This window comes from Solwaraspora sp. WMMA2056 (assembly GCF_030345095.1).
Taxonomy (GTDB): domain Bacteria; phylum Actinomycetota; class Actinomycetes; order Mycobacteriales; family Micromonosporaceae; genus Micromonospora_E.
In genome coordinates this window covers 4,920,115-4,945,865 of sequence record NZ_CP128360.1, presented here as the reverse complement: position 1 = coordinate 4,945,865, position 25,751 = coordinate 4,920,115, and the positions used below count along the sequence as shown (strand labels likewise).

The window sequence follows — 25,751 nt, the reverse complement described above, 5'->3', positions numbered from 1 at the left end:
GAGCGGCCGGGTCAGTGCCGTACGACCCTGACCCGGCCCGGTCGTGCGACCCGAGCGTCCGGGACGTCCGCCCCACCCGGCCAACCCGCTCGGCCGGTACGGGAGAGTCCAGCCGGCTCAGCCGGCCAGCACGGGGAGTCCAGCCGGCTCAGCCGGCCAGCACCCGGGAGTGCAGCGCGCCGACGACGGCCCGGGCGGACAGCAGCGCCCCGTGCTGCCAGGCAGGCGTGCGGCTCAACCAGTCGCCGGCGAAGTAGACCCGCCCGGCCGGGCGCAGCAGCAGGTCGTACGCCGGTGATCCGTACGGCGCCGACACCCACGCGCCCTCGATGTGGCGGACCCGGTGCCAGGCGACCGAGAACGAGGTGGCCGCCTCGGTGCGGTACCGCTCACCGTGGATCTTGACGCCCTGGGCGATCGCCCGTTCGTGGCGCTCGGCGGGCGTCAAGAGTCCGTACGAACGGGCGGCGGACCCGGTGTTGTAGTAGCCGACGATCAGGCCCCGATCGGCGTGGAAATCGTGCGAGGGGTACCAGACGTGGGCCAGGTCCAGATCCGTTTCGGTGATCCCGCCGTAGATCCGCAACTCCTGTTCCCACCAGCGGCTGCGGTACTCGATGCCGATCTTCCCCGCCGGTGCGGGCGGGAAGCTGGCCAGCGCCGACTGCACCGGTGCGCCGAGGTTGTGTGGCACCCGGGCCATCAGGTGCGGTGGGAGGGTCGCCACACAGAACTCGGCGGTCAGCCGTCGGAGGCGGCCACCTTGCCGGTAGGTGACGGTCACCGTGTCCGGCCCGTCGACCACGTCGACCACCTCGGTGCCGGTACGGACCACGCCGGGACCGACGGCGCGGACGAACGCCTCGACGATGCGGTCCATCCCGCCGACCGGCTGGAACATCAGCATCGCCTGGTCGTAGCCGAGCTCGAAGCTGAAGTAGCGCCCGACGTTGCTGGCCAGCACCTCGGACAGCGGCGGTGGCGCGCCCAGCGGCGTACCGACGTCGTTGCCCGCTCCCGGGTCGGTCGCGTATCCGCGCCGGGTCGTCCCGGTGTACGCCCAGCCGGCGCTGCGCCCGCCGATCGCTCCGAAGCTCTGCAGGAACGACAGCAGCCGGTCCTTGTCGTCGGCGGTGAGCTGCCCGTCCAGAGCCCCCTGGTCGGTGGCCTTGGCGAGCAGTTCGGCTACGTAGCCGTACATGTCGGCCTTCGCGGTCCGGTACCGTACCGGGTTCGCGGTCGGCGCCGCGTTCGACTCGTTGTAGATCATCGCGTTGGCGTTGGCGTTGGTGAAGACCTCCACCGGGACGCCCAGCTCCCGGCAGTAGTCCATCGTCACCATCCACTGCGCGATGCGGGCTGGTCCGGCGTTGAAGTACGTGCCGGCATGGTAGGCGGCCCGCTGCACGTGTCCGTCCAGATCCGTCTCGGTGCTGCCCCGGCGGATCGTCAGACTGCGGCCACCGACGATGTCGCGCGCCTCGAGGATGGTGCACCGGTAGCCGGCCTTGCCCAGCTCGTACGCGGTGGCCAGGCCCGCGACGCCGCCGCCGAGGATCACCACCCGGCCGGCGCTACGTCCGGTCACCCGCAGGTCCCCGGCACGGGGCGGCGTGTACGGCGGTGTCGCGGTTGCCGCACTCGGTGCCAGGCCGAGCGCGCCCATGGTGGCGAACAGGGCGCCAGCGCCACCGCTGACGCCGACCTGGTGCAGAAAGTGGCGTCGGCTGACGCCGGGGGACGGCTCGGTCACATCGACATCCACAGCCTCGGATCTGATCGGCAGGGATCGATCATGTGAGCGACGTGTTGCCGGAAGTGTCCGACTAGATGAACGACAAGTTTCGATGCACTGGTGTGCCGGTCACCACCTGCGCCGCAGGTGGGAAACCGGATGTCGCCGCAACCCGGCGATGAGAGACAATCGCGCGGTGACGGACCAACGAGACCCCACGGGTACGCCGACGGTGCTGGATGAGCTGCGCTGGCGTGGCCTGATCCAGGACACCACGGACGCGGTGGAGCTGGGCGCACAGCTGACCCGCCCGACGACCTTCTATGTCGGCTTCGACCCGACCGCACCGAGCCTGCACGTCGGGCATCTGGTGCAGGTGGTCACCGCCCGCCGGCTGCAGCAGGCGGGACACCGGCCGCTGCTGCTGGTCGGTGGCGCCACGGGGCAGATCGGCGACCCGAAGGAAGGTGGCGAGCGTAACCTCAATCCACCCGAGGTCGTCGCCAGCTGGGTGGACCGGATCAGGGGCCAGCTGGCCCCGTTCGTCTCGTTCGACGGCCCCGCCGCGGCGCTGGCGGTGAACAACCTAGACTGGACGAGCCCGATGTCGGTGGTCGAGTTCCTCCGGGACGTGGGCAAGCACTTTCCGGTCAATCGGATGCTGGCCCGTGAGGTGGTGCGCGCCCGGCTGGACAGCGGCATCAGCTTCACCGAGTTCAGTTACCAGCTGCTGCAGGCCAACGACTTCTTCGAGTTGCACCGCCGGTACGGTTGCGCGCTGCAGTTCGGCGGCTCCGACCAGTGGGGCAACATCACCGCAGGGGTGGACTACGTCCGTCGCCGGGGTGCCGGGCCGGTGCACGCCTTCACGACTCCTCTGGTCACCCGCGCGGACGGCACCAAGTTCGGCAAGACCGAGGGCGGTGCGGTCTGGCTCGACGCTGCGTTGACCAGCCCGTACGCCTTCTACCAGTTCTGGGTCAACGTCGACGACCGCGACATCGGCCGCTACCTGCGGTACTTCAGCTTCCGTGACCGTGACGAGATCGAGTCCCTGGAGCAGGAGTCCGCCGCCCGGCCGGCGGCGCGTGCGGCGCAGCGGGCGTTGGCGCAGGAGCTCACCACCCTGGTGCACGGTGCACCGGAGGCGGCCCAGGCGATGGCGGCAAGTCAGGCGTTGTTCGGCCGCGGTTCGCTCGAGGAGTTGTCCCCGGAGACGTTGCAGGCCGCGCTGCGGGAAGCGGGCCTGGTGACGGTGCGTGGCGAGGTGCCTGCGGTGGCGGTACTGCTCAAGGAGTCGGGTCTGGTCGGCAGCCTCAACGAGGCACGTCGAGCGATCGCCGAAGGTGGCGCATACGTCAACAACCAGCGGGTGGTCGACGTCGACGCGGCGGTGCCGACCGAGGCGCTGTTGCACGGGCGCTTCCTGGTCCTGCGCCGGGGCAAGCGCACTTTTGCTGGCGTTGAGCTGGCAAGATAGTCCGCCAGCGATGGTGTGACGTGGGACGCGTCCGCTCGATTTGACGTGTGATCGGGCGGGCGCGTAACTTTCTCTCTGCCCGCAGGGGAACGGACGGAAACGCCGAGGCGAAAGCCGGAGCGAGAGGCCAGAACTGCGGGACGACCTTCCAGGTCCGGGTGTTCTGACACCGAACGGAGCTGGTCGGGCGGGGCCGCTGAGGTCGCACCGGCAAGGCCGGGGCCGATTTGGCGCGGCGAGGCCGACCGAGTAAGGTTGACGACCGCAGGGTACCGGGCAGCCGACGGAGACGTCGCGGCCGGCCTGCAAGACCCGGGTACGGAGCAGCGGTACGATGCTGCCTGGAACCGGTCAGGTCAAAACGGCACTAAGCACCACGATCCGGAAAAACCCGGGTTGACGGGGCGAAAGAGTCGGAGTAAGGTAGTAAAAGTGCCCGGCGGAAGTCGGGTGGGACGGATGGCCCTGGTGGGGTTGCCTGCTTGGTGTGGGTGGTTCTGCTGGTGTGTGTTTGTTCTTTGAGAACTCAACAGGGTGCTTGATAAGCCAGTGCCAAAGTTTGTTTGGTTCCCGGCTGGTTGACTGCTGCTTTGGTGGTGGTTTTCTGGTTGGTGATTCCTTGGCATTTTATATGCCGGGTTTGATTCTCTAAATTTTTGTTGGAGAGTTTGATCCTGGCTCAGGACGAACGCTGGCGGCGTGCTTAACACATGCAAGTCGAGCGGAAAGGCCCTTCGGGGTACTCGAGCGGCGAACGGGTGAGTAACACGTGAGCAATCTGCCCCAGGCTTTGGGATAACCCCGGGAAACCGGGGCTAATACCGAATATTACATGCTGCCGCATGGTGGTGTGTGGAAAGTTTTTCGGCTTGGGATGGGCTCGCGGCCTATCAGCTTGTTGGTGGGGTAATGGCCTACCAAGGCGACGACGGGTAGCCGGCCTGAGAGGGCGACCGGCCACACTGGGACTGAGACACGGCCCAGACTCCTACGGGAGGCAGCAGTGGGGAATATTGCACAATGGGCGGAAGCCTGATGCAGCGACGCCGCGTGAGGGATGACGGCCTTCGGGTTGTAAACCTCTTTCAGCAGGGACGAAGCGCAAGTGACGGTACCTGCAGAAGAAGCGCCGGCCAACTACGTGCCAGCAGCCGCGGTAAGACGTAGGGCGCGAGCGTTGTCCGGATTTATTGGGCGTAAAGAGCTCGTAGGCGGCTTGTCGCGTCGACTGTGAAAACCCACAGCTCAACTGTGGGCTTGCAGTCGATACGGGCAGGCTAGAGTTCGGTAGGGGAGACTGGAATTCCTGGTGTAGCGGTGAAATGCGCAGATATCAGGAGGAACACCGGTGGCGAAGGCGGGTCTCTGGGCCGATACTGACGCTGAGGAGCGAAAGCGTGGGGAGCGAACAGGATTAGATACCCTGGTAGTCCACGCTGTAAACGTTGGGCGCTAGGTGTGGGGGGCCTCTCCGGTTCTCTGTGCCGCAGCTAACGCATTAAGCGCCCCGCCTGGGGAGTACGGCCGCAAGGCTAAAACTCAAAGGAATTGACGGGGGCCCGCACAAGCGGCGGAGCATGCGGATTAATTCGATGCAACGCGAAGAACCTTACCTGGGTTTGACATGGCCGCAAAACCTGCAGAGATGTGGGGTCCTTCGGGGGCGGTCACAGGTGGTGCATGGCTGTCGTCAGCTCGTGTCGTGAGATGTTGGGTTAAGTCCCGCAACGAGCGCAACCCTCGTTCGATGTTGCCAGCGCGTTATGGCGGGGACTCATCGAAGACTGCCGGGGTCAACTCGGAGGAAGGTGGGGATGACGTCAAGTCATCATGCCCCTTATGTCCAGGGCTTCACGCATGCTACAATGGCCGGTACAATGGGCTGCGATACCGTGAGGTGGAGCGAATCCCAAAAAGCCGGTCTCAGTTCGGATCGGGGTCTGCAACTCGACCCCGTGAAGTCGGAGTCGCTAGTAATCGCAGATCAGCAACGCTGCGGTGAATACGTTCCCGGGCCTTGTACACACCGCCCGTCACGTCACGAAAGTCGGCAACACCCGAAGCCGGTGGCCCAACCCCTTGTGGGAGGGAGCTGTCGAAGGTGGGGCTGGCGATTGGGACGAAGTCGTAACAAGGTAGCCGTACCGGAAGGTGCGGCTGGATCACCTCCTTTCTAAGGAGCGCTCTCCCGGCGAAGGTCGGGTAGGGAGCCTGCCGCCTCCGAGTGTGGGGTGGGGGTGCTCATTTGGCGGAGACACTGGTGAGTTCGTGTCGGCAACGGCTGATGCTGCTGGTACTGCTTCTGCTTTCGGGTGGGGGTGTGGAGAGTGGTGTTGGTGCGGCTGGTGTGAATGTAGAGCATCCTGTTGGGTCCTGAGGGAACAAGCCACGTGTGGGTTGTTGTCTTGGTGTGCCAGGCATGGCCTGGTCTCGCATACCGGCTGCCGGTTGGTGGTGCTGGTGTGGGGCTTGGGGTTGTGGGTTGGTCGTTTGTTGAGAATTACACAGTGGACGCGAGCATCTTTGTGGTCAAGTTGTCAAGGGCGAACGGTGGATGCCTTGGCACTAGGAGCCGATGAAGGACGTGGGAGGCCGCGATAGGCCTGGGGGAGCTGTCAACCAAGCTGTGATCCCAGGGTGTCCGAATGGGGAAACCTGGCATCAGTCATGTGGTGTCACCTGCACCTGAACTCATAGGGTGTGTGGAGGGAACGCGGGGAAGTGAAACATCTCAGTACCCGCAGGAAGAGAAAACAACAGTGATTCCGTGAGTAGTGGCGAGCGAAAGCGGATGAGGCTAAACCGGCTGCGTGTGATACCTGTCAGGGGTTGCGTGGTCGGGGTTGTGGGACTCTGCTGATCGGACTGACATCCGGTCGAGAAGTTACAAAGCCAGTTGCTAGCCGAATGGTGTGGAAAAGCCAACCGTAGGCGGTGATAGTCCGGTAGGTGAAAGTGGCTGGTCTTCTGTGGATGTTCCCGAGTAGCGGCGGACCCCTGAAATCTGCCGTGAATCTGCCAGGACCACCTGGTAAGCCTAAATACTTCCTAGTGACCGATAGCGGACGAGTACCGTGAGGGAATGGTGAAAAGTACCCCGGGAGGGGAGTGAAATAGTACCTGAAACCGTTCGCCTACAATCCGTCGGAGCCTTTAGGGGTGACGGCGTGCCTTTTGAAGAATGAGCCTGCGAGTTAGTGGCATGTGGCGAGGTTAACCCGTGTGGGGTAGCCGTAGCGAAAGCGAGTCTTAATAGGGCGTTGAGTCGCATGTTCTAGACCCGAAGCGGAGTGATCTAGCCATGGGCAGGCTGAAGCGCGGGTAAGACCGCGTGGAGGGCCGAACCCACCAACGTTGAAAAGTTGGGGGATGACCTGTGGTTAGGGGTGAAAGGCCAATCAAACTCCGTGATAGCTGGTTCTCCCCGAAATGCATTTAGGTGCAGCGTCGCGTGTTTCTTGCCGGAGGTAGAGCACTGGATGGTCTAGGGGGCCTACAAGCTTACCGAAATCAGCTAAACTCCGAATGCCGGTAAGTGAGAGCGCGGCAGTGAGACTGCGGGGGATAAGCTTCGTAGTCGAGAGGGAAACAGCCCAGATCGCCAGCTAAGGCCCCTAAGCGTGTGCTAAGTGGAAAAGGATGTGGGGTCGCTTAGACAACCAGGAGGTTGGCTTAGAAGCAGCCACCCTTTAAAGAGTGCGTAATAGCTCACTGGTCAAGTGGTTCCGCGCCGACAATGTAGCGGGGCTCAAGCACACCGCCGAAGCTGTGGCATTCACGCGTGTACTTCGCTGATTCTCTTCGGAGGGTTGGTGCAGGTGTGTGGATGGGTAGGGGAGCGTCGTGCCGGGGGTGAAGCAGCGGGGTGACCCAGCTGTGGACGCGGCACGAGTGAGAATGCAGGCATGAGTAGCGAAAGAAGGGTGAGAAACCCTTCCGCCGGATGACCAAGGGTTCCAGGGCCAGGCTAATCCGCCCTGGGTGAGTCGGGACCTAAGGCGAGGCCGAGAGGCGTAGTCGATGGACAACGGGTTGATATTCCCGTACCCGCGAAGGAGCGCCCATGATGAACCTCGTTGTGCTAACTGCCCGAACTTGGTGAGGTTTTCGGACTGATCTGAGGGAGCGCGGGAACCTGGCGGGTAGTAGTCAAGCGATGGGGTGACGCAGGAAGGTAGCTGATCCCGGCCGGTGGTTGTGCCGGGGTAAGCGTGTAGGCCGTACCATAGGTAAATCCGTGGTGCATGAGGCTGAGACGTGATGCCGAGCCGATTCAGGTGAAGTCAGTGATCCTATGCTGCCGAGAAAAGCCTCTAGCGAGCTTCTAGCGGCCCGTACCCCAAACCGACACAGGTGGTCAGGTAGAGAATACCGAGGCGATCGGGCGAACTGTGGTTAAGGAACTCGGCAAATTGCCCCCGTAACTTAGGGAGAAGGGGGGCCGGAGACGTGAAGCCCCTTGCGGGTGGAGCGTTGTATGGCCGCAGAGACCAGGGGAAAGCGACTGTTTACTAAAAACACAGGTCCATGCGAAGAAGTAATTCGATGTATATGGACTGACGCCTGCCCGGTGCTGGAACGTTAAGGGGACCGGTTAGCTCTTCGGGGCGAAGCTGAGAACTTAAGCGCCAGTAAACGGCGGTGGTAACTATAACCATCCTAAGGTAGCGAAATTCCTTGTCGGGTAAGTTCCGACCTGCACGAATGGCGTAACGACTTTCCTACTGTCTCAACCACAGGCCCGGCGAAATTGCAGTACGAGTAAAGATGCTCGTTACGCGCGGCAGGACGGAAAGACCCCGGGACCTTTACTATAGCTTGACATTGGCACTCGAATTAGCTTGTGTAGGATAGGTGGGAGACTGTGAAGCTGGTACGCCAGTATCGGTGGAGTCATTGTTGAAATACCACTCTGGTTGATTTGGGTTTCTAACTTCGGACCGTGATCCGGTTCAGGGACAGTGTCTGGTGGGTAGTTTAACTGGGGCGGTTGCCTCCTAAAGAGTAACGGAGGCGCCCAAAGGTTCCCTCATCCTGGTTGGCAATCAGGTGTTGAGTGTAAGTGCACAAGGGAGCTTGACTGTGAGACTGACAGGTCGAGCAGGGACGAAAGTCGGGACTAGTGATCCGGCACTTGCGTGTGGAAGCGGTGTCGCTCAACGGATAAAAGGTACCCCGGGGATAACAGGCTGATCTTCCCCAAGAGTCCATATCGACGGGATGGTTTGGCACCTCGATGTCGGCTCGTCGCATCCTGGGGCTGTAGCAGGTCCCAAGGGTTGGGCTGTTCGCCCATTAAAGCGGTACGCGAGCTGGGTTTAGAACGTCGTGAGACAGTTCGGTCCCTATCCGCCGCGCGCGTAGGATACTTGAGAAGGGCTGTCCCTAGTACGAGAGGACCGGGACGGACGAACCTCTGGTGTGCCAGTTGTCCCGCCAGGGGCACGGCTGGTTGGCTACGTTCGGAAGGGATAACCGCTGAAAGCATCTAAGCGGGAAGCTCGCTTCAAGATGAGGTGTCCCACCCACTTGATGGGGTAAGGCTCCCAGTAGATGACTGGGTTGATAGGCCGGAGATGTAAGCCAGGTAACTGGTTCAGTTGACCGGTACTAATAGGCCGAGGACTTGACTTCGAAGGTGTACGCGTCCACTGTGTGATTCTGGGCAAACGAACATTCCTGTGGGTGTGTTTGGTTTGTTGTTAGGGTTACGGCGGTTATGGCGGAGGGGAAACGCCCGGTTACATTCCGAACCCGGTAGCTAAGCTCTCCAGCGCCGATGGTACTGCACTCGTGAGGGTGTGGGAGAGTAGGTCACCGCCGGACATCTTTACAGTTTAAGGGCCGCTCCCTGCGGGGAGCGGCCCTTAACTGTGTGCGCCCGCCGTGCGTCGGTCCGGCGGCATCAGGGAGGATAGAGTCGTGAACCCAACTGGGCAGGATGGCGACCGACCTCGCCGTGCCGATGACCGCGGCAGCAGGACCGGTGGTGCCGGCCGTGCCGGAGGAAGCCGTAGCGGTGGCGCTGGTCGCGCTGGCGGCCGTGCCGGAGGCGGTGATGGCCGGCCGTCGCGCGACGACAGAGGTCCCCGTCGTGACGATGACCGGGGCGCGCGTCGGGAGGGATCCTGGCGCGACAACGACGCCCGGGGTCGCGACCATGGCGACGCTGCCCGCCCGGACCGGTTCCGTTCGGACCGTAGAGACTCGCCAGCCGGCGGCCGCCGCGGCGACGGCGGCTACCAGCATCGGGACGGTGGCAGCCGCCCCACGGTCGGTGACGGCGATCGCGCGAGAGGTGGCGACCGTTCCGGCTACAGCGGTGGCCGTGACCGCACCGGTGGGTACTCGCAGCAGCCTCGTCCGGCACGCCGTGACGGTGGTTCCTACCGTCGGGACGACGCCGGTGGAAGACCAACGTACGGCAGCGGCACGCGGGACGGCCGCGCGACCGGCTCGACCGGATCCACTGACGGCCGTCCGTCGCGCGACGGCACCTGGCGGGCACGGACCGACCGTCCGGCGACACCGTCGGGTGACCGCCGGGCACCGTACCGGGGCGACGACCGTGACCAGCGGGGCTCGCGTCCATGGGCGGACCGGGGCGACGACCGTGACAGCCGCCGTCCGGTTCGCCGTGACGGCGACCGGCGCGACGAGTCCCGCGCAGGCAACTGGCGTGACCAGCCTCGGGGCGACAGGCGAGAGGGGCAGACCGAGCGCGGTGGCGATTCCCGTGGCTACCGGCCCGCCGACCGACCTGCGTTCCGGCGCGACGAGGGTGCCGGTGACCGGCGTGGCGGCAACTGGTCCTCGTCGGCCGGAGCCCGCCAGCGCGGCAGCGACACCAGCCGCAGCGACCGCGCGCCGCGTCACGAGGACCGTCGGCACGAGGACCGACGCGGTGGCGACCGACGTACCGGTGGCCATGGTGACAGCGGACGCCCGTCTCGGCCCGAGGGCCAACGGTGGTCGGATCGTGGCGGTGCCGGTCGACAGGGCGAGCAGGGCCGTCCTGACGCCCGTGGCGAGCGGGCGGCCCGACCCAGCTACGGCGACCGCCGCCCGTCCGGCGGCGACCGGGACAACCGCGCGGGCGACCGCCGGCGGTTCGACGGTGACCGGACGCAGCGGCCCCGTTCTGCGGCGCGAGCCGACACCTCGGCCGCGCCCCGCTCACGACCCCTCGATGACGACACGCCGCGCTCGGGCGGCGAGCGTGCGGCGGCGCCGGAGTTGACCGAGGACATCGTCGCCACCGATCTGCACGGCGAGGTGCGGGCCGAGCTGCTGGGCCTTGCCCGTCCGGTGGCGGAGACGGTCGCCCGGCACCTTGTCGCGGCCGGCCGGTCGATCGACGAGGACCCTGATCTGGCCCTGGCCCACGCCCTGGCTGCCCGGCGTCTGGCGTCCCGGATCGCGGCGGTACGCGAAGCGGTGGGACTTTCCGCCTACCGCGCCGGCGACTGGACGACCGCCGTGGCGGAGTTGCGTACGTACCATCGGATGTCGGGCCGGCAGACGCATCTTGCGGTGCTTGCAGACTGTGAACGGGCGCTGGGCCGCCCGGAGCGTGCGATTGACATCTTCCGGGGTGCCGACCGTGCGGCGTTGGACCACGAATCGGCCATCGAGTTGCTGATGGTCGCCGCCGGTGCCCGTGGCGATCTGGGCCAGTCCGAGGCCGCAGTGGCGATGCTGCAGGTCCGGGAGTTGACTGCCGATTCGGACCAGGCGTGGTCCGGCCGGTTGCGGTACGCCTACGCCGACGCGCTGCTGCAGGCCGGTCGCAAGGACGAGGCCCGGGAGTGGTTCGCCCGGGCGACCGAGGCGGACGTGGACGGCTCCACCGACGCGGCCGAGCGGCTGCTGGAGCTCGACGGAGTGGTACTGACCGGCGACGACGACGGGTCCGACGACGACGCGGTCGGCACCGATGCCGCCGCCGCCCCTGGTACGGACACCGGGACGCAGCAGCGGGCCGACCAGCCAGAGCGACCGGAGCCGGCTGCCGGGGCTGAGCCGTCGTCGGAGGCCGAGCCGTCGTTGGAGGCTCAGCCTTCGCCCGAGGCTGAGTCGTCGGAGGCCGGGCCGTCGGCCGAGGACACGACGCGGTGACGGGGGCCGGTACCGTCGCCGGGCACCAGTCAGGCCTGTCCGCTGACTGTGACCTGGTCATCTTCGACCTGGATGGCGTGATCTACCTGATCGACCGGCCGATCCCGGGCGCGGTGGATGCCGTGGACCGCCTGCGCGGTATGGGATTGCCGGTGGCGTACGCCACGAACAACGCCTCCCGGCGCCCAGCCGATGTTGCCGGGCTGCTGTCCGGGATGGGTGTGCCGGCGACCGAGACGCAGGTGCTCACCTCGGCCGGCGCGACCGCCTCGGTGCTCGCGCAGCGCTACGGGCCGGGCACGAAGGCACTGGTGGTGGGTGCCGACGCGCTGCGTCAGGAGATACTCGCCGCCGGGCTGGTGCTGGCGGCGGCGGCCGACGACCAGCCGACGGTGGTGGTCCAGGGATACGGTCCCGAGGTCGGCTGGGCCGACCTGGCCGAAGCGTCGGTGGCGATCCGGGGCGGTGCCGACTGGGTCGCCACCAACACCGACCGTACGCTGCCCAGCGGCCGTGGCCCGCTGCCCGGCAACGGGTCGCTGGTCGCGGCGCTGCGCACCGCGCTGGACCGGGACCCTGACCAGGTCGTCGGCAAACCGGAGCCGGGACTTTTCCTCGCTGCGGCGCGGCGCGTCGGTGCGCAGCGTCCACTGGTGGTGGGTGACCGGTTGGACACCGACATCGAAGGGGCGAACCGGGCCGGAATGGCCAGCCTCCTGGTGCTGACCGGGATCAGCGATGCCCAGGAACTGCTCGGTGCGCCACCGGCCCGCCGCCCCACGTACGTCTCGGCTGACCTGCGCGGCTTGTTCGACCCGGCGGCGGCGCGGCCGATCGCTGGCGACGGTGTTGGTTCGGACGACCCGACAGCCGAGGCGGGATGGCGGGTACGCGGCGATGCTGACGGCGTCGGTCTGATCCTCGACGGATCCGCCGACGGGCCCGCCGATGGATTCGACGGTGCGGTGGCGGCGCTTCGGCTGTTGTGCCGGGCGGTGTGGCGCGACGGAGGGCCGCCGGGGCCGATCCGGGCCGGATCGGACGCGGCCGGTTCCGCGTTGCGGGAACTCGGCCTGGGGTGAGCGGCCGGGTGCGCCACTGTGGCCGGTAGCCGCCGGCCTTTCAGAGCAGCTTGCGTAGCTTGAGCAGGTCGAACGGGCTGGCGCTGACCGACAGCCGACGACTGGCAAGGGCACGGCCGGCGTCCAGATCGCCCCGGACGAGGGCAAGCAGATCGTCACTGCCGATGTTCAGGGCGATCTTCGCCCTGGGGTCGTCGCCGTCGGCGATGTCGACGAGCCGCCCGTCGGCCAGCCGTGCGTGGAACGCGGCGTCGAGGTCGGTGATTCGGCAGGCCAGGGTGCGGTCCAGGTTGACCCGGTCGCGGACTTCGTCGGCGTTGTCCGCGAGCCTGGCGGCGAGCTCGTGCAGCGCCTGGCGGCACTCGTCGACGCTGGCCATCGCACCTCCCGGTCAGGTGGGTCGTGGATCGTCCCGCGACCGTGCGTGGGCGGCACGCCGGGCGCTGGTACTGGCACCGTACCGCACTGTGCCGGCGTGTCCCGGTAGCGTGGCGATCGAACATTCTTCGCGGTGAAGGAGTGGGACATGCGTGACGCCTGGCGAGCGTACCTTGAAGTGGCCCTCGGGCTGACCGAGGCGTCTCGGAAGAAGGCGGAGCAGACCGCGCGGTCGCTGGTGGGCAAGGGCGGGGCCACGGCCGCGCAGCTGCAGGCGATGGCCGAGGACCTGTTCACGGCCGGGACCGCCAATCGGGAGTCGTTGACCCGTCTGGTCCGCCTCGAGGTCGACCGGGCGCTGGACGCGGTCGGGCTGGCCAAGGCCGACGAGGTGGCCGCCCTTCGGGAGCGGATCCGCCGGCTGGAGGGCGACATGGAACAGGCACGGGCGCGTACCGCCGCCGCGACCGCCGCCGCGGCGACCGCTGAGGCGTCCTTGCCGGCTGCGGAGCCGGGCGCCGCCGCGTCACCCGCTCCGGCGGCAGGCAAGGCGGTGGCGAAGAAGGCCGTCGCGAAGAAGGCCGTCGCGAAGAAGGCCGTCGCGAAGAAGGCCGTCGCGAAGAAGGCGGTGGCGAAGAAGGCTGTCGTGCAGGAACCCGGTGTCGGCCCGGTGGGTGGGCAGTGACCAGCACAGGGCCGTTTCGTCCGATGCCGCCGCCCGGCGACCGGGCAACCGCTGCGGTGGCGGGCCCGGACGCGACCACGACCGACCCGGTTCCCGGCGACCCGGCGGCACAGCAGACCGGTCACCCGGCGGTGGACGCGGCGGTCCAGGCGATCCGCAACGCCGCCGGGCTGCCGCCCGCCGACCAGATCGCGCAGTACGAGGCGGCACACGGCACCCTGCAGGAGACGCTCGCCACGATCGACCAGGGCTGAGCATGGACACGACGCCGGAGATCCATGGCACGCCGTAACCGTCTCGACGTCGAACTGGTCCGTCGGGGTCTGGCCCGGTCCCGGGAACAGGCTGCAGAGTTGATCACCGCCGGCAGGGTCGAGGTCCGCGGTGTCGCCGCCGCAAAGGCGGCCGCGATGGTCGACCCCGCCGACGCGGTCCGGGTCCGCGGCGACGACCCGGCCCAGGGGTACGTCTCGCGTGGCGCCCACAAGCTCATCGGTGCGTTGGACGGCACCGGCGTACCGGTCGTGGGCCGGCGGTGTCTCGACGCCGGTGCCTCCACCGGAGGGTTCACCGACGTACTGCTGCGGCGCGGGGCGGCCGAGGTCGTCGCGGTCGATGTCGGTTACGGCCAGCTGGCCTGGTCGCTGCGCGGCGACGAGCGGGTATGGGTGCACGAACGGACCAACGTCCGCAACCTCACCACCGACCAGATCGGCGGTGCGGTCGACCTGACGGTCGCGGACCTGTCGTTCATCTCCCTGCGTCTGGTGTTGCCGGCGCTGTGGGCGTGCACGGCACCCGACGGCGATCTGCTGCTCATGGTCAAACCACAGTTCGAGGTGGGCCGCGACCGGGTCGGCAGCGGCGGGGTGGTCCGTGATCCAGCGCTGCGCGCCGAGGCGGTGCACGACGTTGCCCTGGCGGGCGAGTCGCTCGGCCTCGGTGTGGCGGCGGTCGTGGCCAGCCCGTTGCCCGGCCCCCGGGGCAACGTCGAGTTCTTCGTCTGGTTCCGCGTCGGCGCACCGCCCGCCGACGCACGGCAGATCCGGGCTATCGTCGACGCCGGTCCGGCGACGGAGGAAGGTGGAACGCGGTGAACGCGACAGTTCCGACCGGCGGTGCCCAGGTGGCACCGTCGAGCGTCCGGTCGGCGCTGCTGGTGACCCATACGGGGCGCCAGCGCAGTACCGACCACGCCCGTACCGTCGCCGCCGACCTGATCGAGGCCGGGTTCGGGGTCCGGGTGATCGCCGAGGAGGCCGACGACCTGGACCTGCCGGGTGTGTCACCGGTCGACGGGCCGGACGCCGCCGTCGGAGTGGAGATCGTCTTTGCGCTCGGCGGCGACGGCACCTTCCTGCGGGCCGCCGAGCTGGCCCGTCCGGCGAAGGCCCCGCTGCTCGGCATCAATCTCGGCAAGGTGGGCTTCCTCGCCGAGGCCGAGATCGGTGACCTCGACCGGGCGGTACGGCAGGTCGTCGCCCGCGAGTACACGGTGGATGAGCGGTTGACCCTGGACGTGCGGGCCGAGCTGGAGCACGGGGTGGTCATCGACTCGTGGGCGCTCAACGAGATCAGCGTCGAAAAGGGGCAGCGCGCCCAGATGCTGGAGTTGATGGTCGACGTGGACGGTCGGCCGCTGTCGCGCTATGGCGCTGACGGTGTGGTGTGTGCCACCCCGACCGGCTCCACGGCGTACGCGTTCTCTGCGGGCGGGCCGGTCGTGTGGCCGGAGGTCGAGGCCCTGCTGTTGGTGCCGATCAGTGCGCACGCCCTGTTCAGTCGCCCGCTGGTGACCGCGCCGAGCTCGACGTTCGTGATCACCGTGGATCCGTACACCACGTTCGCGGTGCTGTGCTGCGACGGGCGGCGGGTCTACGACCTGCCGCCCGGAGCGCGGGTGACGGTCCGCCGGGGCGACCTGCCGGTACGGGTGGTCCGGCTGCACCCTCGGCCGTTCAGTGACCGGCTGGTCGCCAAGTTCGACCTGCCGGTGAACGGCTGGCGGGGAAACCGTCGCTGAGCGGGCCCCGGGTGGTCAACGTCGGCTCCCGCTACTACTGTCGGTGGCTGTGCTGGAAGAGCTGCGCATCACCGGGCTGGGCGTCATCGAGGACACCACGCTGCCGCTGACCCGTGGCATGAACGTGATAACCGGCGAGACGGGTGCCGGTAAGACCATGGTGGTGACCGGTCTCGGGTTGCTGTTCGGCGGCCGGGCCGACGCCGGGCGGGTCCGCGCCGACCCTGGCCGGGCCATCGTGGAGGGCCGGCTGCGGCTGGTCGGCGCGACCGGTGCGGTCGTGCACGGGCGGATCGTCGACGCCGGGGCGGAACCCGACGACGACGGTGTTCTGTTGCTGACCAGGACGGTCACCGCTGAAGGGCGGTCCCGTGCCCACGTCGGTGGCCGCAGCATGCCGGTCTCCGTACTCGGCGAGATCGGCGACCAGGTGGTCGCCGTACACGGGCAGTCCGACCAGCTGCGGCTGCTGCGCCCGGCTGAACAGCGGGCCGCGCTCGACCGGTTCGCCGGCGCCGAGCACGAGAAGCTGCTCGACACCATGCGCGAGGTGCACGGCCGGTGGCGGCAGGTCAGCGACGATCTGGCCGATCGGCGGCGCAACGCGCGGGAGCGCAACCAGGAGGCCGACCTGCTGCGCCTGGGTCTGGACGAGATCACCCGGGTCGATCCGCAGCCGGGCGAGGAGGCCGAGCTCAAGGCCGAGGCGCAGCGACTGGAGCACGCCGAAGGGCTGCGGGCCGCCGCGCAGGTGGCGGTGCTGGCGCTCGCCGGTGGGGGCGACACGGCCGACGACACGCCCGACGCCACCGGTCTGCTCGGGGCGGCCCGTCGGGCGTTGGAGGCCCAGGCGGGGGTGGACCGGATCCTCGGCGACCTCGCGGCCCGGGTGACCGAGGCGGCGACCCTGGTCGGTGACGTCGCTGCGGAGCTGTCCGGCTACCTGACGGCGCTCGACGCCGACCCGCAACGGCTGCAGGCGGTCTACGAGCGGCGGATGGCGTTGCGTGGGCTGACCCGCAAGTACGCCGACGACGTCGACGGGGTGATCGCCTGGGCGCAGCGGGCCCGGGAGCGGCTGGCTGACCTGGACACCTCCGACGAGCTGCTCGACGAACTCGACCGGGAGCGGGCCCGGCTCGCCGAGGAGGTGGCGGAGCTGGCCAGCCGGGTGTCGGCCGCCCGCCGGTCGGCGGCGGTGCGCTTCGCCGAGCAGGTCAGCGTGGAGCTGGCCGGGTTGGCGATGCCGCACGCCCGGGTCGAGGTGGTGGTCCTGGCCCGCCCGCCGGGCCGGGGTGAACCGGCGTTGACCGTCGACGGCGTCGAGGCCGGTGTCGGACCGGACGGTGCCGACGAGGTGGAGTTGCGGTTGTTGGCGCATCCGGGCGCTCCGGCGTTGCCGCTGCAGCGGGGGGCGAGCGGGGGTGAGCTGTCCCGGGTGATGCTGGCGATCGAGGTGGTGTTCGCCGGTGCCGGCGGGCCACCGACGCTCGTCTTCGACGAGGTCGACGCCGGAGTCGGCGGTCAGGCGGCGGTGGAGATCGGTCGACGCCTCGCCCGGCTGGCCCGTAGCCATCAGGTGCTGGTGGTGACGCACCTGCCGCAGGTGGCGGCGTTCGCGGACCGGCATCTGGTGGTCGCGAAGGACACTGGGGGAGCGGTCACCACCAGCGGCGTCCGGGTGGTCGAGGACACCGACCGGGCCCGGGAGCTGGCCCGGATGCTTGCCGGTTTGCCGGACTCGGACCTGGGTATCGCGCACGCGGAGGAGTTGCTCGCGGTTGCCGCGCGGGAGCGGCGCGGCTGACCCCTGACCGGTCGGTGCGTCGGTGCGGTGAGCAGGGTGTCGACGGTCGGGGCCGTCCCGGTGTGCGCTGCGGTGCCGACAGACGGGCGGCGATGTGGTTCGCTAGAACAGGGGCGTGCCGGACCGGGCGGCTGGCCGCTCCTGCCGGCCGTGACGCGGCGGGCATGTCGCGCCGGATTCCGCTGCCCCCCATGCCAGGATGGTAAGGATGCGTCTACCCACCTTGCGCCGGGCCCGGACCGCCGAGCCCGGGACGATCTCCGGCACCGCGCGGCTCGACCGCCGGACGAAACGGCTGGTCGGGCGGCTGCGTCCGGGCGACATCGCGGTCATCGACCACGTCGATCTGGACCGGGTCGCCGCAGACTCGTTGGTCGCGGTCGGGGTGGCCGCGGTGCTCAACGCCAAGCCGTCGGTGTCCGGTCGGTACCCCAATCTCGGCCCGGAGGTGCTGATCCAGGCGGGGATCCCGCTGGTGGACGATCTCGGCGAGGACGTGTTCGACAAGGTCCGTGACGGCGACACGGTCCGGATCGACGGTGCCACGGTCCTGGTCGGTGACGCGCAGGTGGCCTCCGGGGTGCGGCAGGACGCCGACTCGGTGGCCCGGTCGATGAGCGATGCCAGGGAGGGCCTGTCGGTCCAGTTGGAGGCGTTCGCCGCCAACACGATGGAGTACCTCAAACAGGAGCGGGATCTGCTTCTCGACGGTGTCGGCGTGCCGGAGATCGAGACCCGCATCGCTCGCCGGCACTGTCTGATCGTGGTCCGTGGCTACGACTACAAGGCCGATCTCGATGTGCTGAGGCCGTACATCCGTGAGTTCAAGCCGGTGCTGATCGGGGTGGACGGCGGCGCGGACGCCCTCGTCGAGGCCGGCTACACCCCGGACATGATCATCGGTGACATGGACTCGGTGACCGACGACGTGCTGCGCTGCGGTGCGGAGGTCGTCGTACACGCCTACCCGGACGGCCGGGCTCCCGGCATGGACCGGGTTCGTGAGCTCGGCGTGGAGGCGGTGACCTTCCCTGCGGCCGCGACCAGCGAGGACCTGGCGATGCTGCTGGCCGACGAGAAGGGTGCCACCCTGATCGTGGCGGTCGGTACGCACGCCACCCTGGTGGAATTCCTCGACAAGGGCCGGGGCGGGATGGCCTCCACGTTTCTGACCCGCCTCAAGGTGGGCGGTAAACTGGTCGACGCCAAGGGCGTCAGCCGCCTCTACCGACAGAGCATCTCCGGATCGTCGCTGCTGCTGCTCGTGCTCTCCGCAATCGCCGCGATGGCGTCGGCCGTCGCTGTTTCCACGGTCGGTCAGGCCTATCTCGGAGTGGCTTCCGAGTGGTGGGACAATTTCGTCTTCCAGGTGGGGCAGCTCTTCTGACGGACGGGGCGGCTCCGCCAGCGGAGAAAGGCCTGGTAAGAGCGTGGACGGAGCAACCGGTCACGCGCAGACGGATCGGAGAAGGCGGCAAGAGTGATCAACTTCCGTTACCACGTGGTGTCGCTCACAGCGGTCTTCCTCGCCCTGGCGATCGGCCTCGTCGTGGGTACCGCCGCGTTGAACGGCCCGGTCGCCGATTCGTTGAGCGACAACGTGAATGCTCTACGTAAAGACAATACCCAGTTGCGGGAGACCGTCAACAGCCTGCGCGAGGAGGTCGACCGCGAGGAGGACTTCGTCGCCGAAGCCGCGCCGATCCTGCTGGCCGACAAGCTGGCCGGCCGGCGACTGCTGGTCATCTGCCTGCCCAGCGGCCGGGACCACGCCGAGGGGGTGGTCGCGGCGCTGGACATGGCCGGGGCGACGGTGACCGGTCGGATCGACGTACAGGACAAGTTCGTCGATCCGGACAACGGCGTCAACCTGCTCGAACTCGCCACCGCTGCGGCCCGACCCACAGTTCCCACCACCGGACTGCCCGGCAACAGCGACGGTGTCGAAACCTCCAGTGCGCTGCTGGCCAGTGCGTTGCTGGACCGCGCCGAGCAGCCGGCGGTCGACCCGGCGGATCTCGCCGCAGTGCTCGACGCGTACGGCGACGCCGGTTACATCACGGTGGAGACGCCGGTCACCGGCCCCGCGGAGGCCGTCGTCGTGGTCAGCGGTCAGCCGTACGTCGACCGACAGGCGGCCAAGAAGGACGCCGCCGTGGTGACCATGGTCGTGCAGTTCGACCGCAACAGCCAGGTGGTGGTGGCCGGCACCGGGTCCAGCGACGGCAACCTGATCTCGGCGGTACGCGGCGATCCGACCCTCACCCAGTCGATCTCCACCGTCGACAACGGCAACACCACGGCCGGGCAGGCCGTCACCGCTCTCGCCACCGCCGAGCAGTTCACCCTCGGGCAGGCCGGGCACTACGGGCTTGGCGCCGGTGCCACCAGCCTGATGCCCAAGCGCCCCGAATAGCACCCCGGAGCAGACCCTGATGTTGACCCGTGGCCCGCTGGGCCTGTCGCTGGCCGCCGCCGTCGGGGTGGTCGCCGCCCGGGCGGCGCTGCGTACCACCCGCCGGGTGGCCCCGCGCGGCGTCCTGGACCGCACCAACTTCCGTGGCCGTACCGTGAGCCTGGCCGGCGGTCCGGCGTTGGCCGTCGGCGCGTCGCTGGCCGCCGCCCTGGGCGCCGGGCATCCGGCGGGCGCCGCCGCCAGTCTGGTCGCCGGTGCCGGCGCTGGTGCCGTCGGTCTCTACGACGACATCGTCGGCGCCCGCCCGGACCAGCGGGCGGCCAAGGGGTTCGCCGGTCACCTGGCGGCGCTGCGGCGCGGACAGGTGACCAGCGGGTTGGTCAAGATCGTCGGGGTCGGGGCGACCGGGGTCGCCGCCGCTGCGCTGCTCTCCGCCGACCGGCGTCGACCCACCCGCCATCCGGCGGTCCGCGGTGCCGACCTGCTGCTCGGTGCCGGGGTCATCGCCGGCATGGCCAACCTGGTCAACCTGCTCGACCTGCGGCCGGGTCGGGCCGCGAAGGCCGGGCTGCTCGTGGCCGGACCGCTGCTGACCGGTCCGTCGGCCGGGACCGCCGCCGGCACCGCCGGCGCGGTCCTCGGTCTGCTGCCCGACGACCTCGACGAGCGGGTGATGCTCGGCGACTGCGGTGCCAACTCCCTCGGCGCCCTGCTCGGGGTGGCCCTCGCCCAGCGCAGCGGTCCGGTCGGTCGGGCCGCCGCACTGGGTGTCATCGCCGCCCTGACCGCGGCGAGTGAGCGGGTCAGTTTCACTCAGGTCATCCAGCGCACCCCCGGGCTCCGGGAGCTGGACGCGCTGGGTCGCCGGACCCCCTGACCGGCGCCGGCGATGACCAGTCGGGCGGTCGCCACCCGGGTCGCCGGTGCGGCCACGGTGATCGCGGTGCTCACGGTGGCCAGCCGGCTGGTCGGGTTCGGGCGGACCGCGGTCTTCGCCTGGTCGGTCGGCCCGACCACGCTGGGCGACATCTACCACGCGGCGAACACCATCCCGAACATCGTGTTCGAGATCGTCGTCGGCGGCGCGTTGGCGAGCCTGGTGGTGCCCCTGCTGGCCGGCGCGGTCGCCGCCGACGACCGCGCCACTGTCTCGGCCACCACATCGGCCCTGCTCACCTGGACGTTGAGCCTGTTGGTCCCGTTGGCGGTGCTGCTCGCGGTGGCCGCCGGGCCGATCATCCGGCTGCTCGCCGACGACGGCGGCGCGGACCAGATCGACGCCGGGGTGCTGATGCTGCGCCTGTTCGCACCGCAACTGCCGCTCTACGGCATCGCGGTGGTCCTCATCGGGGTGCTGCAGGCCCACCACCGGTTCGCCTGGCCGGTCCTCGCACCCTTGCTGTCCAGCGTCGTCGTGATCGGCACCTACCTGACGTTCGTGGCCGCCGAGGGCCGACTGGCCGACCTGCCACAGGTCGGCGCCGCCGGACAGACCCTGCTCGCGGTCGGTACCACCGCCGGGGTGGCGGTTCTGTCGTTGAGCCTGATGATTCCACTGCGCCGGCTGCGGCTGCGGTTACGGCCGGCGGTGCGCTTCGTGGGCGCGGCCCGCACCGCCGTCGGCGGGTTGGCGACGGCTGGTGCGGTCACCGTCGGCACCCAGCAGGTCGCCCTGCTCACCGCGGTCTGGCTCTGCCTGAACTGGGGGGCGCCGGACGGTGCCGTCGTGCTGTTCGCCCTGGCCCAGACCGTGTTCCTGCTGCCCTGGTCGGTGCTGGCGGTGCCGTTGGCGACCGCCGCCTACCCGACAATGGTCGCCGCCCACGGCAGCGGTGACCACGACGGCTACCGCGCCGCCCTCGCGCCGGCGGCCCGCCTCGTGGTACTCCTGGCCAGCTTCGGCGCCGCCGCGCTGGTCGCCGTCCGGGTACCGGCTGCGGCGTTTCTCGTCCCGCCGGAGCAGGCCGGCGCGCTGGCGGCGGGGATCGCCGGGTTCGCGCCGGGGCTGATCGGCTACGGACTGTTCGCCATCGGGTCCCGGGCGCTGTACGCCGCCGGCCGACCCGCCGCCGCCGCCGGCGCGGTCGCCGCCGGTTGGAGCGCGGTGATCCTCAGCGCGGTGCTGCTGGCCACGACCCTGCCCGACACCGACCGGGTGCTGGCGTTGGCGATGGCCAACGCCGTCGGCCTGTCAGTGATGGGGGTGCTGCTGGTGGCGGCGTTGCGGCGCGTCGGTGGCAGGCCGGTGCTCGCCGGCCTCGGCCGGGCCACCGCGATCGGCCTCGGCGCCGGGGCGGCGGCGGCGGTCGCCGGCGGCCTCGTCGCGGTCGGGACCGGGCCGGGTACGGCCCCCCCGACGACAGCCGGTGCGGTCTGGCAGGGCATGCTGTCGGGAGCGACCGCGGTGGTGGTCTTCCTCGCGGTCTGCCTGCCACTGGATCGCCACGATCTGCGCCCGACGATCGCCAGGGCGCTCCGGCGGGTCGCGGCCCGCGCCCGGCCGGGCGGGAAGGGGACGGAGTCACCGTGAGCGACGTGACGCGGACCGACTGGGCCGGCACGGTGCTACTGCTGCTCGGCTCGAGCACCGGCGGTGTCGGACAGCACCTGACGTCGCTGACCGCCGGACTGGTCGGCGGCGGTGCCCGCGTGGTCGTGTGCGGCCCGCAGGCCACCGAGGAACAGTTCGGCTTCACCGCCACCGGCGCGACCTTCGTCCCGGTGGAGATCCCGGCCAGCCCGACCCTGGCGGACGCGTCGGCGGTCCGGACCCTGCGACGGGTCCTCGCCGCGAACCCGGTCGACGTGGTGCACGCGCACGGGCTGCGGGCCGGCCTGGTGGCCGTACTGGCCCGCCCGTCCGTACCGGTCGTCGTCACCTGGCACAACACCGTCATGGCCGGAGGGCTTCGCGGTCGACTGTCGCGGTGGGCGCAGCGCCGGGTGGCCCGGTCCGCCCGGGTCACCCTCGGCGCGTCGCCGGACCTGGTGGCGCAGGCGACGCGGCTGGGGGCACCGGACGCCCGGCTGGCCCCGGTCGCCGCCCCCGAGATGCCACCACCGACGCGCAGCCGCGCCGCCGTACGGGCCGAGTTCGGTGTCGGTCCCCGGCAGCCACTGGTGCTCTCGGTGGGGCGACTGCATCCGCAGAAACGCTACGACCTGCTCGTCGACGCCGCAGCCCGCTGGCGGGAGCTGGATCCGCCGGCGCAGGTGGTGATCGCCGGTTCCGGCCCGAGTTACCTGGCGCTGGCCGCGCAGATCTCGGCGGTCCGGGCCCCGGTCACTCTGCTCGGGCACCGTACCGACGTGGCCGACCTGCTGCTCGGCGCCGACCTGGCGGTCGTGTGCAGCGACTGGGAGGCCCGGCAACTGTTCGCTCAGGAGGCGCTGCGCGCCGGCGTACCACTGGTGGCCACCGGGGTCGGTGGGGTGCCCGAACTCGTCGGCGACGCCGCGGTGCTCGTCGCACCCGACGACGTCGACGCGCTCGACACGGCGGTGCGGGACCTGCTGCGTGACCATCAGCGGCGGGCGGACCTGGCCGGCCGGGGGCCGCTGCGCGCCCGGTCGTGGCCGACGGAGGCCGACACCGTCGACGGCGTCCGGGCCGTCTACCGGGAACTGGCCGGCGAGTGCGGCCCCGCCGGAGGGCGGGCCACCTCGAGTAGCCGTACCGACCGTGGCGCACGGGCCGACCAGGTGGGCGAGGGGTCCGGCTGATGCGTCACCGGCTCGTGCCGCTCCTGCTGATGTCGGTGTTGCTCGCCGTCGCGGCGGCGGCACTGGCCGACCGGCCCGCAGTCGGTACGTCCGGACGCACCGCCGACTACGTGATCGTCGTCGGGGTGCCCGGGCTGCGCTGGGACGACGTCGACCAGGCCACCACCCCGGCGCTGTGGCGGCTCGCCGAGGGCGGCTCGATCGCCTCGTTGTCGGTGCGCAGCGCCCAGCGTCCGACCTGCCCGGCCGACGGCTGGGTGACCCTCGGTGCCGGCACCTACGCCGCCGCCGAGGGCAGCGGGGTCGATCCGGCCGGCGACTGCGTCGAGCAGCCGGTGACCGTGGAACAGCCCGACGGGATTGGTGGTTACCTGCCGTCCCAGGCAGCGACGGTGCGGCTCAACCAGGAACGGCTGGCCTGGGGGGCGGTACCCGGCGCGCTGGCCGAGTCGGTGCGCTGCACGGTGGCGGTGGGCCCGGGTGCCGCGCTGGCCGCCGCGCGGCCCTTCGGCCGGGTCGACCGGTACGAGCCCGAACTTCCCGAGGATTCGCGGGACCTGCTCGCCTCATGCGTACTGTCGATCGTCGACGCCGGGGTGGTCGCCGGCACCGACCCAGCCGAGCGGGCCGCGTCGGCCCGCCAGGCAGACGCGCAACTGACCCGGGTGCTGGCGGCCCGGCCGGCCCGGTCGCTGGTGCTGGTGGCCGGGCTCGCCGACACCGGCACCAGCGACCGGCTGCACGTCGTGGCCGCCGACGGACCGGGCTGGCAGGACGGCTGGATCACCTCACCGACCACCGGCCGCGACGGGTACCTGCAGCTGGTGGACCTCGCGCCGACCGCGTTGCAGGTGCTCGGCCGGGAGCAGCCCGACGGGCTGTTCATCGGCCAACCGGCGAACGCGGTGCCGGGCAGGCCAGCCGACCTGGCGACGGCCATCGCGGCCCCGGCCGACGCCGACCGTGCGGCGCGCGCCCAACGGCAGGCGTCGAACTGGTTCTTCGGGCTGCTCGCCGGCTTCCAGAGCCTGCTCGCAGTCGCCGTGGTGCCGCTGCTGCGGCGGGTCCGGCGCACCGCCGGCCGACCCGGGCCGGATCCGGTGGTCCGTCGGGCGGGCGCGGTGCTGGAGGTGCTGCTGATCGCCGCCGCATTGGCGATCCCTGCGGCGTTGCTGGCCGACGTGGTGCCCTGGTGGCGCAGCGCTCATCCGGGGCTGCTGCTGGTCGGGATCACGCTGGTGGCGGTCGCCACCGCCACGGCGGCGGTACGGATCAGCGGTCCGTACCGCCGCACGCTCGGGCCGATGGCTGCGGTCGCGACGATCGCGGCGGCGGTGGTGGCCGCCGACGTGCTGACCGGTTCCCGGCTGCAGCTCAACGGCGTCACCGGGTACTCGGCGACGGAAGGAGGGCGCTACGCCGGGCTGGGCACCATCGGTCTGGGTGTGCTGATCGCCGGGACGTTGCTGGCCGCCGGCTGCCTGGCCCAGCGGGTCCGCCGTACCTGGCGGGTCACGGTGGTGGTGGCGATCGGCGGTGCGGCGGTCGTCCTGGTGGGCAGCCCGTACCTGGGTGCCGACCCGGTCGGGGCGATCGCGTTGACCGCCGGGGTGAGCATCGCGGCGGCGATCAGCACCGGCGGTTGGCTCAGCCTGCCCAGGGTGGCCTGGGCGACGATCGCCGGCCTGGTGGTGACCGCCGGGTTCGCGCTGCTCGACCTGCAGCGACCGGAGACCGAACGGGGCAGCCTGGGCCGGTTCCTGACGGCGCTCGCCGACGGCACCGGCGGGTTGACGCTGCACCGTTCCTCGTCAGCGAACATGTCGACCCTGCTGGGTAGCCCGTTGACGATCCTGGCCCTGGTCAGCGCGGCGTTGGTCTGGTTCGGCCTGCTGCAGTCCTGGGGTGGGCTCAAGCGGCTGTTCGGTATCTATCCGGCGGTGCGCGCGGCGATGGCGGGCATCGCCGTGTCGTCGGTGATCGGCGGTGGGCTGGCCGGTGCCGCGCTCGACGTCGCCGGCGCGGCGGCGGCGGTCACCGTACCGATGGCGACTCTGCTGGCGCTGCGGGTGCTGGGCCATTCGGCGGACCGGACCCGACCGACGATCGGCCCCGACCCGCAGGGCTCCGGTTCCGACGGTCCCGGGTCGGACGGTCCCGGGTCGGACCCGCCGCCGGTGGCCACCGAGGTCGACGAATCCGCTGGTTCGGTAGGTGTTACCGTGGAGTCCCGTGGATCGCGCCAGCAGCTTCATCAGTGACGCGCCGGTCTGCACGACCAGTCAGACGACCCACGGGAGCACG

The 25,751-nt window shown here is 69.7% G+C and carries 15 protein-coding genes, 3 rRNA genes and 1 pseudogene; 17 read left to right on the top strand and 2 right to left on the bottom strand.

The genetic code is table 11. The features are described 5' to 3' along the window. Window positions 1-148: 148 nt before the first annotated feature. Window positions 149-1,753 (bottom strand): flavin monoamine oxidase family protein, encoded by a 1,605-nt coding sequence (locus tag O7608_RS22275; protein ID WP_289206449.1) that lies wholly within the window; start codon window positions 1,751-1,753, stop codon window positions 149-151. Between the two features lie 160 nt (window positions 1,754-1,913). On the opposite strand from O7608_RS22275, the gene tyrS reads away from it, so the two are divergent. From tyrS to O7608_RS22245, 6 genes are all read left to right on the top strand, one after another. Further along, a complete protein-coding gene (tyrS, locus tag O7608_RS22270; protein WP_421356908.1) occupies window positions 1,914-3,215 on the top strand; it encodes a tyrosine--tRNA ligase in 1,302 nt (433 codons plus the stop codon). A 656-nt stretch (window positions 3,216-3,871) separates the two neighbouring features. Then, a 16S ribosomal RNA gene (locus O7608_RS22265) occupies window positions 3,872-5,388 on the top strand. Window positions 5,389-5,742: 354 nt separating this feature from the next. After that, a 23S ribosomal RNA gene (locus O7608_RS22260) occupies window positions 5,743-8,849 on the top strand. A gap of 75 nt (window positions 8,850-8,924) precedes the next feature. Next, a 5S ribosomal RNA gene (gene rrf, locus O7608_RS22255) occupies window positions 8,925-9,041 on the top strand. The 16S, 23S and 5S rRNA genes sit together here, the layout of an rRNA operon. A 1,464-nt stretch (window positions 9,042-10,505) precedes the next feature. Beyond that, entirely contained in the window at window positions 10,506-11,333 is an 828-nt protein-coding gene (locus tag O7608_RS22250) for a tetratricopeptide repeat protein (RefSeq protein ID WP_289210988.1), read from the top strand. Beyond that, on the top strand, window positions 11,330-12,415 hold the full coding sequence (locus tag O7608_RS22245) for an HAD-IIA family hydrolase (RefSeq protein WP_289206447.1): 1,086 nt from the start codon (window positions 11,330-11,332) through the stop codon (window positions 12,413-12,415). The genes O7608_RS22250 and O7608_RS22245 overlap by 4 nt, the downstream gene beginning before the upstream one ends. Window positions 12,416-12,455: 40 nt before the next feature. On the opposite strand, the gene O7608_RS22240 is transcribed toward O7608_RS22245, so the two are convergent. Beyond that, window positions 12,456-12,794, bottom strand: coding sequence for an SCP2 sterol-binding domain-containing protein (locus O7608_RS22240; protein WP_289206446.1), 339 nt, complete (start codon window positions 12,792-12,794; stop codon window positions 12,456-12,458). Between the two features lie 147 nt (window positions 12,795-12,941). Here O7608_RS22240 and O7608_RS22235 point away from each other — a divergent pair, with 147 nt between their 5' ends. The 11 genes and pseudogenes from O7608_RS22235 to O7608_RS22185 form a co-directional block, all read left to right on the top strand. Beyond that, window positions 12,942-13,478, top strand: coding sequence for a phasin family protein (locus O7608_RS22235; protein ID WP_289206445.1), 537 nt, complete (start codon window positions 12,942-12,944; stop codon window positions 13,476-13,478). Then, window positions 13,475-13,732 (top strand): hypothetical protein, encoded by a 258-nt coding sequence (locus tag O7608_RS22230; protein ID WP_289206444.1) that lies wholly within the window; start codon window positions 13,475-13,477, stop codon window positions 13,730-13,732. The genes O7608_RS22235 and O7608_RS22230 overlap by 4 nt, the downstream gene beginning before the upstream one ends. Window positions 13,733-13,756: 24 nt before the next feature. Next, entirely contained in the window at window positions 13,757-14,575 is an 819-nt protein-coding gene (locus tag O7608_RS22225; RefSeq protein WP_289206443.1) for a TlyA family RNA methyltransferase, read from the top strand. Continuing rightward, window positions 14,572-15,501, top strand: a complete 930-nt coding sequence (locus O7608_RS22220; RefSeq protein ID WP_502959138.1) for an NAD kinase — start codon at window positions 14,572-14,574, stop codon at window positions 15,499-15,501. Before O7608_RS22225 ends, O7608_RS22220 begins: the two co-directional genes overlap by 4 nt. A 49-nt stretch (window positions 15,502-15,550) precedes the next feature. Next, window positions 15,551-17,308: a DNA repair protein RecN gene (recN, locus tag O7608_RS22215; protein WP_289210986.1), complete on the top strand. Its 1,758-nt coding sequence runs from the start codon at window positions 15,551-15,553 to the stop codon at window positions 17,306-17,308. A gap of 208 nt (window positions 17,309-17,516) precedes the next feature. Then, a complete protein-coding gene (gene steA, locus O7608_RS22210; RefSeq protein WP_289206442.1) occupies window positions 17,517-18,695 on the top strand; it encodes a putative cytokinetic ring protein SteA in 1,179 nt (392 codons plus the stop codon). Between the two features lie 93 nt (window positions 18,696-18,788). Then, window positions 18,789-19,724, top strand: coding sequence for a copper transporter (locus O7608_RS22205; protein ID WP_282227620.1), 936 nt, complete (start codon window positions 18,789-18,791; stop codon window positions 19,722-19,724). A 19-nt stretch (window positions 19,725-19,743) separates the two neighbouring features. Further along, a complete protein-coding gene (locus tag O7608_RS22200) occupies window positions 19,744-20,601 on the top strand; it encodes a hypothetical protein (RefSeq protein WP_353850456.1) in 858 nt (285 codons plus the stop codon). Between the two features lie 12 nt (window positions 20,602-20,613). Further along, window positions 20,614-22,254 (top strand): murein biosynthesis integral membrane protein MurJ, encoded by a 1,641-nt coding sequence (murJ, locus tag O7608_RS22195; RefSeq protein ID WP_289206441.1) that lies wholly within the window; start codon window positions 20,614-20,616, stop codon window positions 22,252-22,254. Then, a complete protein-coding gene (locus O7608_RS22190) occupies window positions 22,251-23,447 on the top strand; it encodes a glycosyltransferase family 4 protein (protein WP_289206440.1) in 1,197 nt (398 codons plus the stop codon). Before murJ ends, O7608_RS22190 begins: the two co-directional genes overlap by 4 nt. Further along, a pseudogene (locus O7608_RS22185) lies at window positions 23,447-25,621 on the top strand (hypothetical protein); the annotation flags it as partial. The gene O7608_RS22190 and the pseudogene O7608_RS22185, both read left to right, overlap by 1 nt. Window positions 25,622-25,751: the final 130 nt, after the last annotated feature.

Bases quoted from the DNA above. Each gene is read 5' to 3' on its own strand.
- tyrS (WP_421356908.1), top strand. From the start codon at position 1,914: ATGAGAGACAATCGCGCGGTGACGGACCAACGAGACCCCACGGGTACG.
- O7608_RS22240 (WP_289206446.1), bottom strand. From the start codon at position 12,794: ATGGCCAGCGTCGACGAGTGCCGCCAGGCGCTGCACGAGCTCGCCGCC.
- O7608_RS22235 (WP_289206445.1), top strand. From the start codon at position 12,942: ATGCGTGACGCCTGGCGAGCGTACCTTGAAGTGGCCCTCGGGCTGACC.
- O7608_RS22225 (WP_289206443.1), top strand. From the start codon at position 13,757: ATGGCACGCCGTAACCGTCTCGACGTCGAACTGGTCCGTCGGGGTCTG.
- steA (WP_289206442.1), top strand. From the start codon at position 17,517: ATGCGTCTACCCACCTTGCGCCGGGCCCGGACCGCCGAGCCCGGGACG.
- O7608_RS22200 (WP_353850456.1), top strand. From the start codon at position 19,744: ATGTTGACCCGTGGCCCGCTGGGCCTGTCGCTGGCCGCCGCCGTCGGG.
- murJ (WP_289206441.1), top strand. From the start codon at position 20,614: ATGACCAGTCGGGCGGTCGCCACCCGGGTCGCCGGTGCGGCCACGGTG.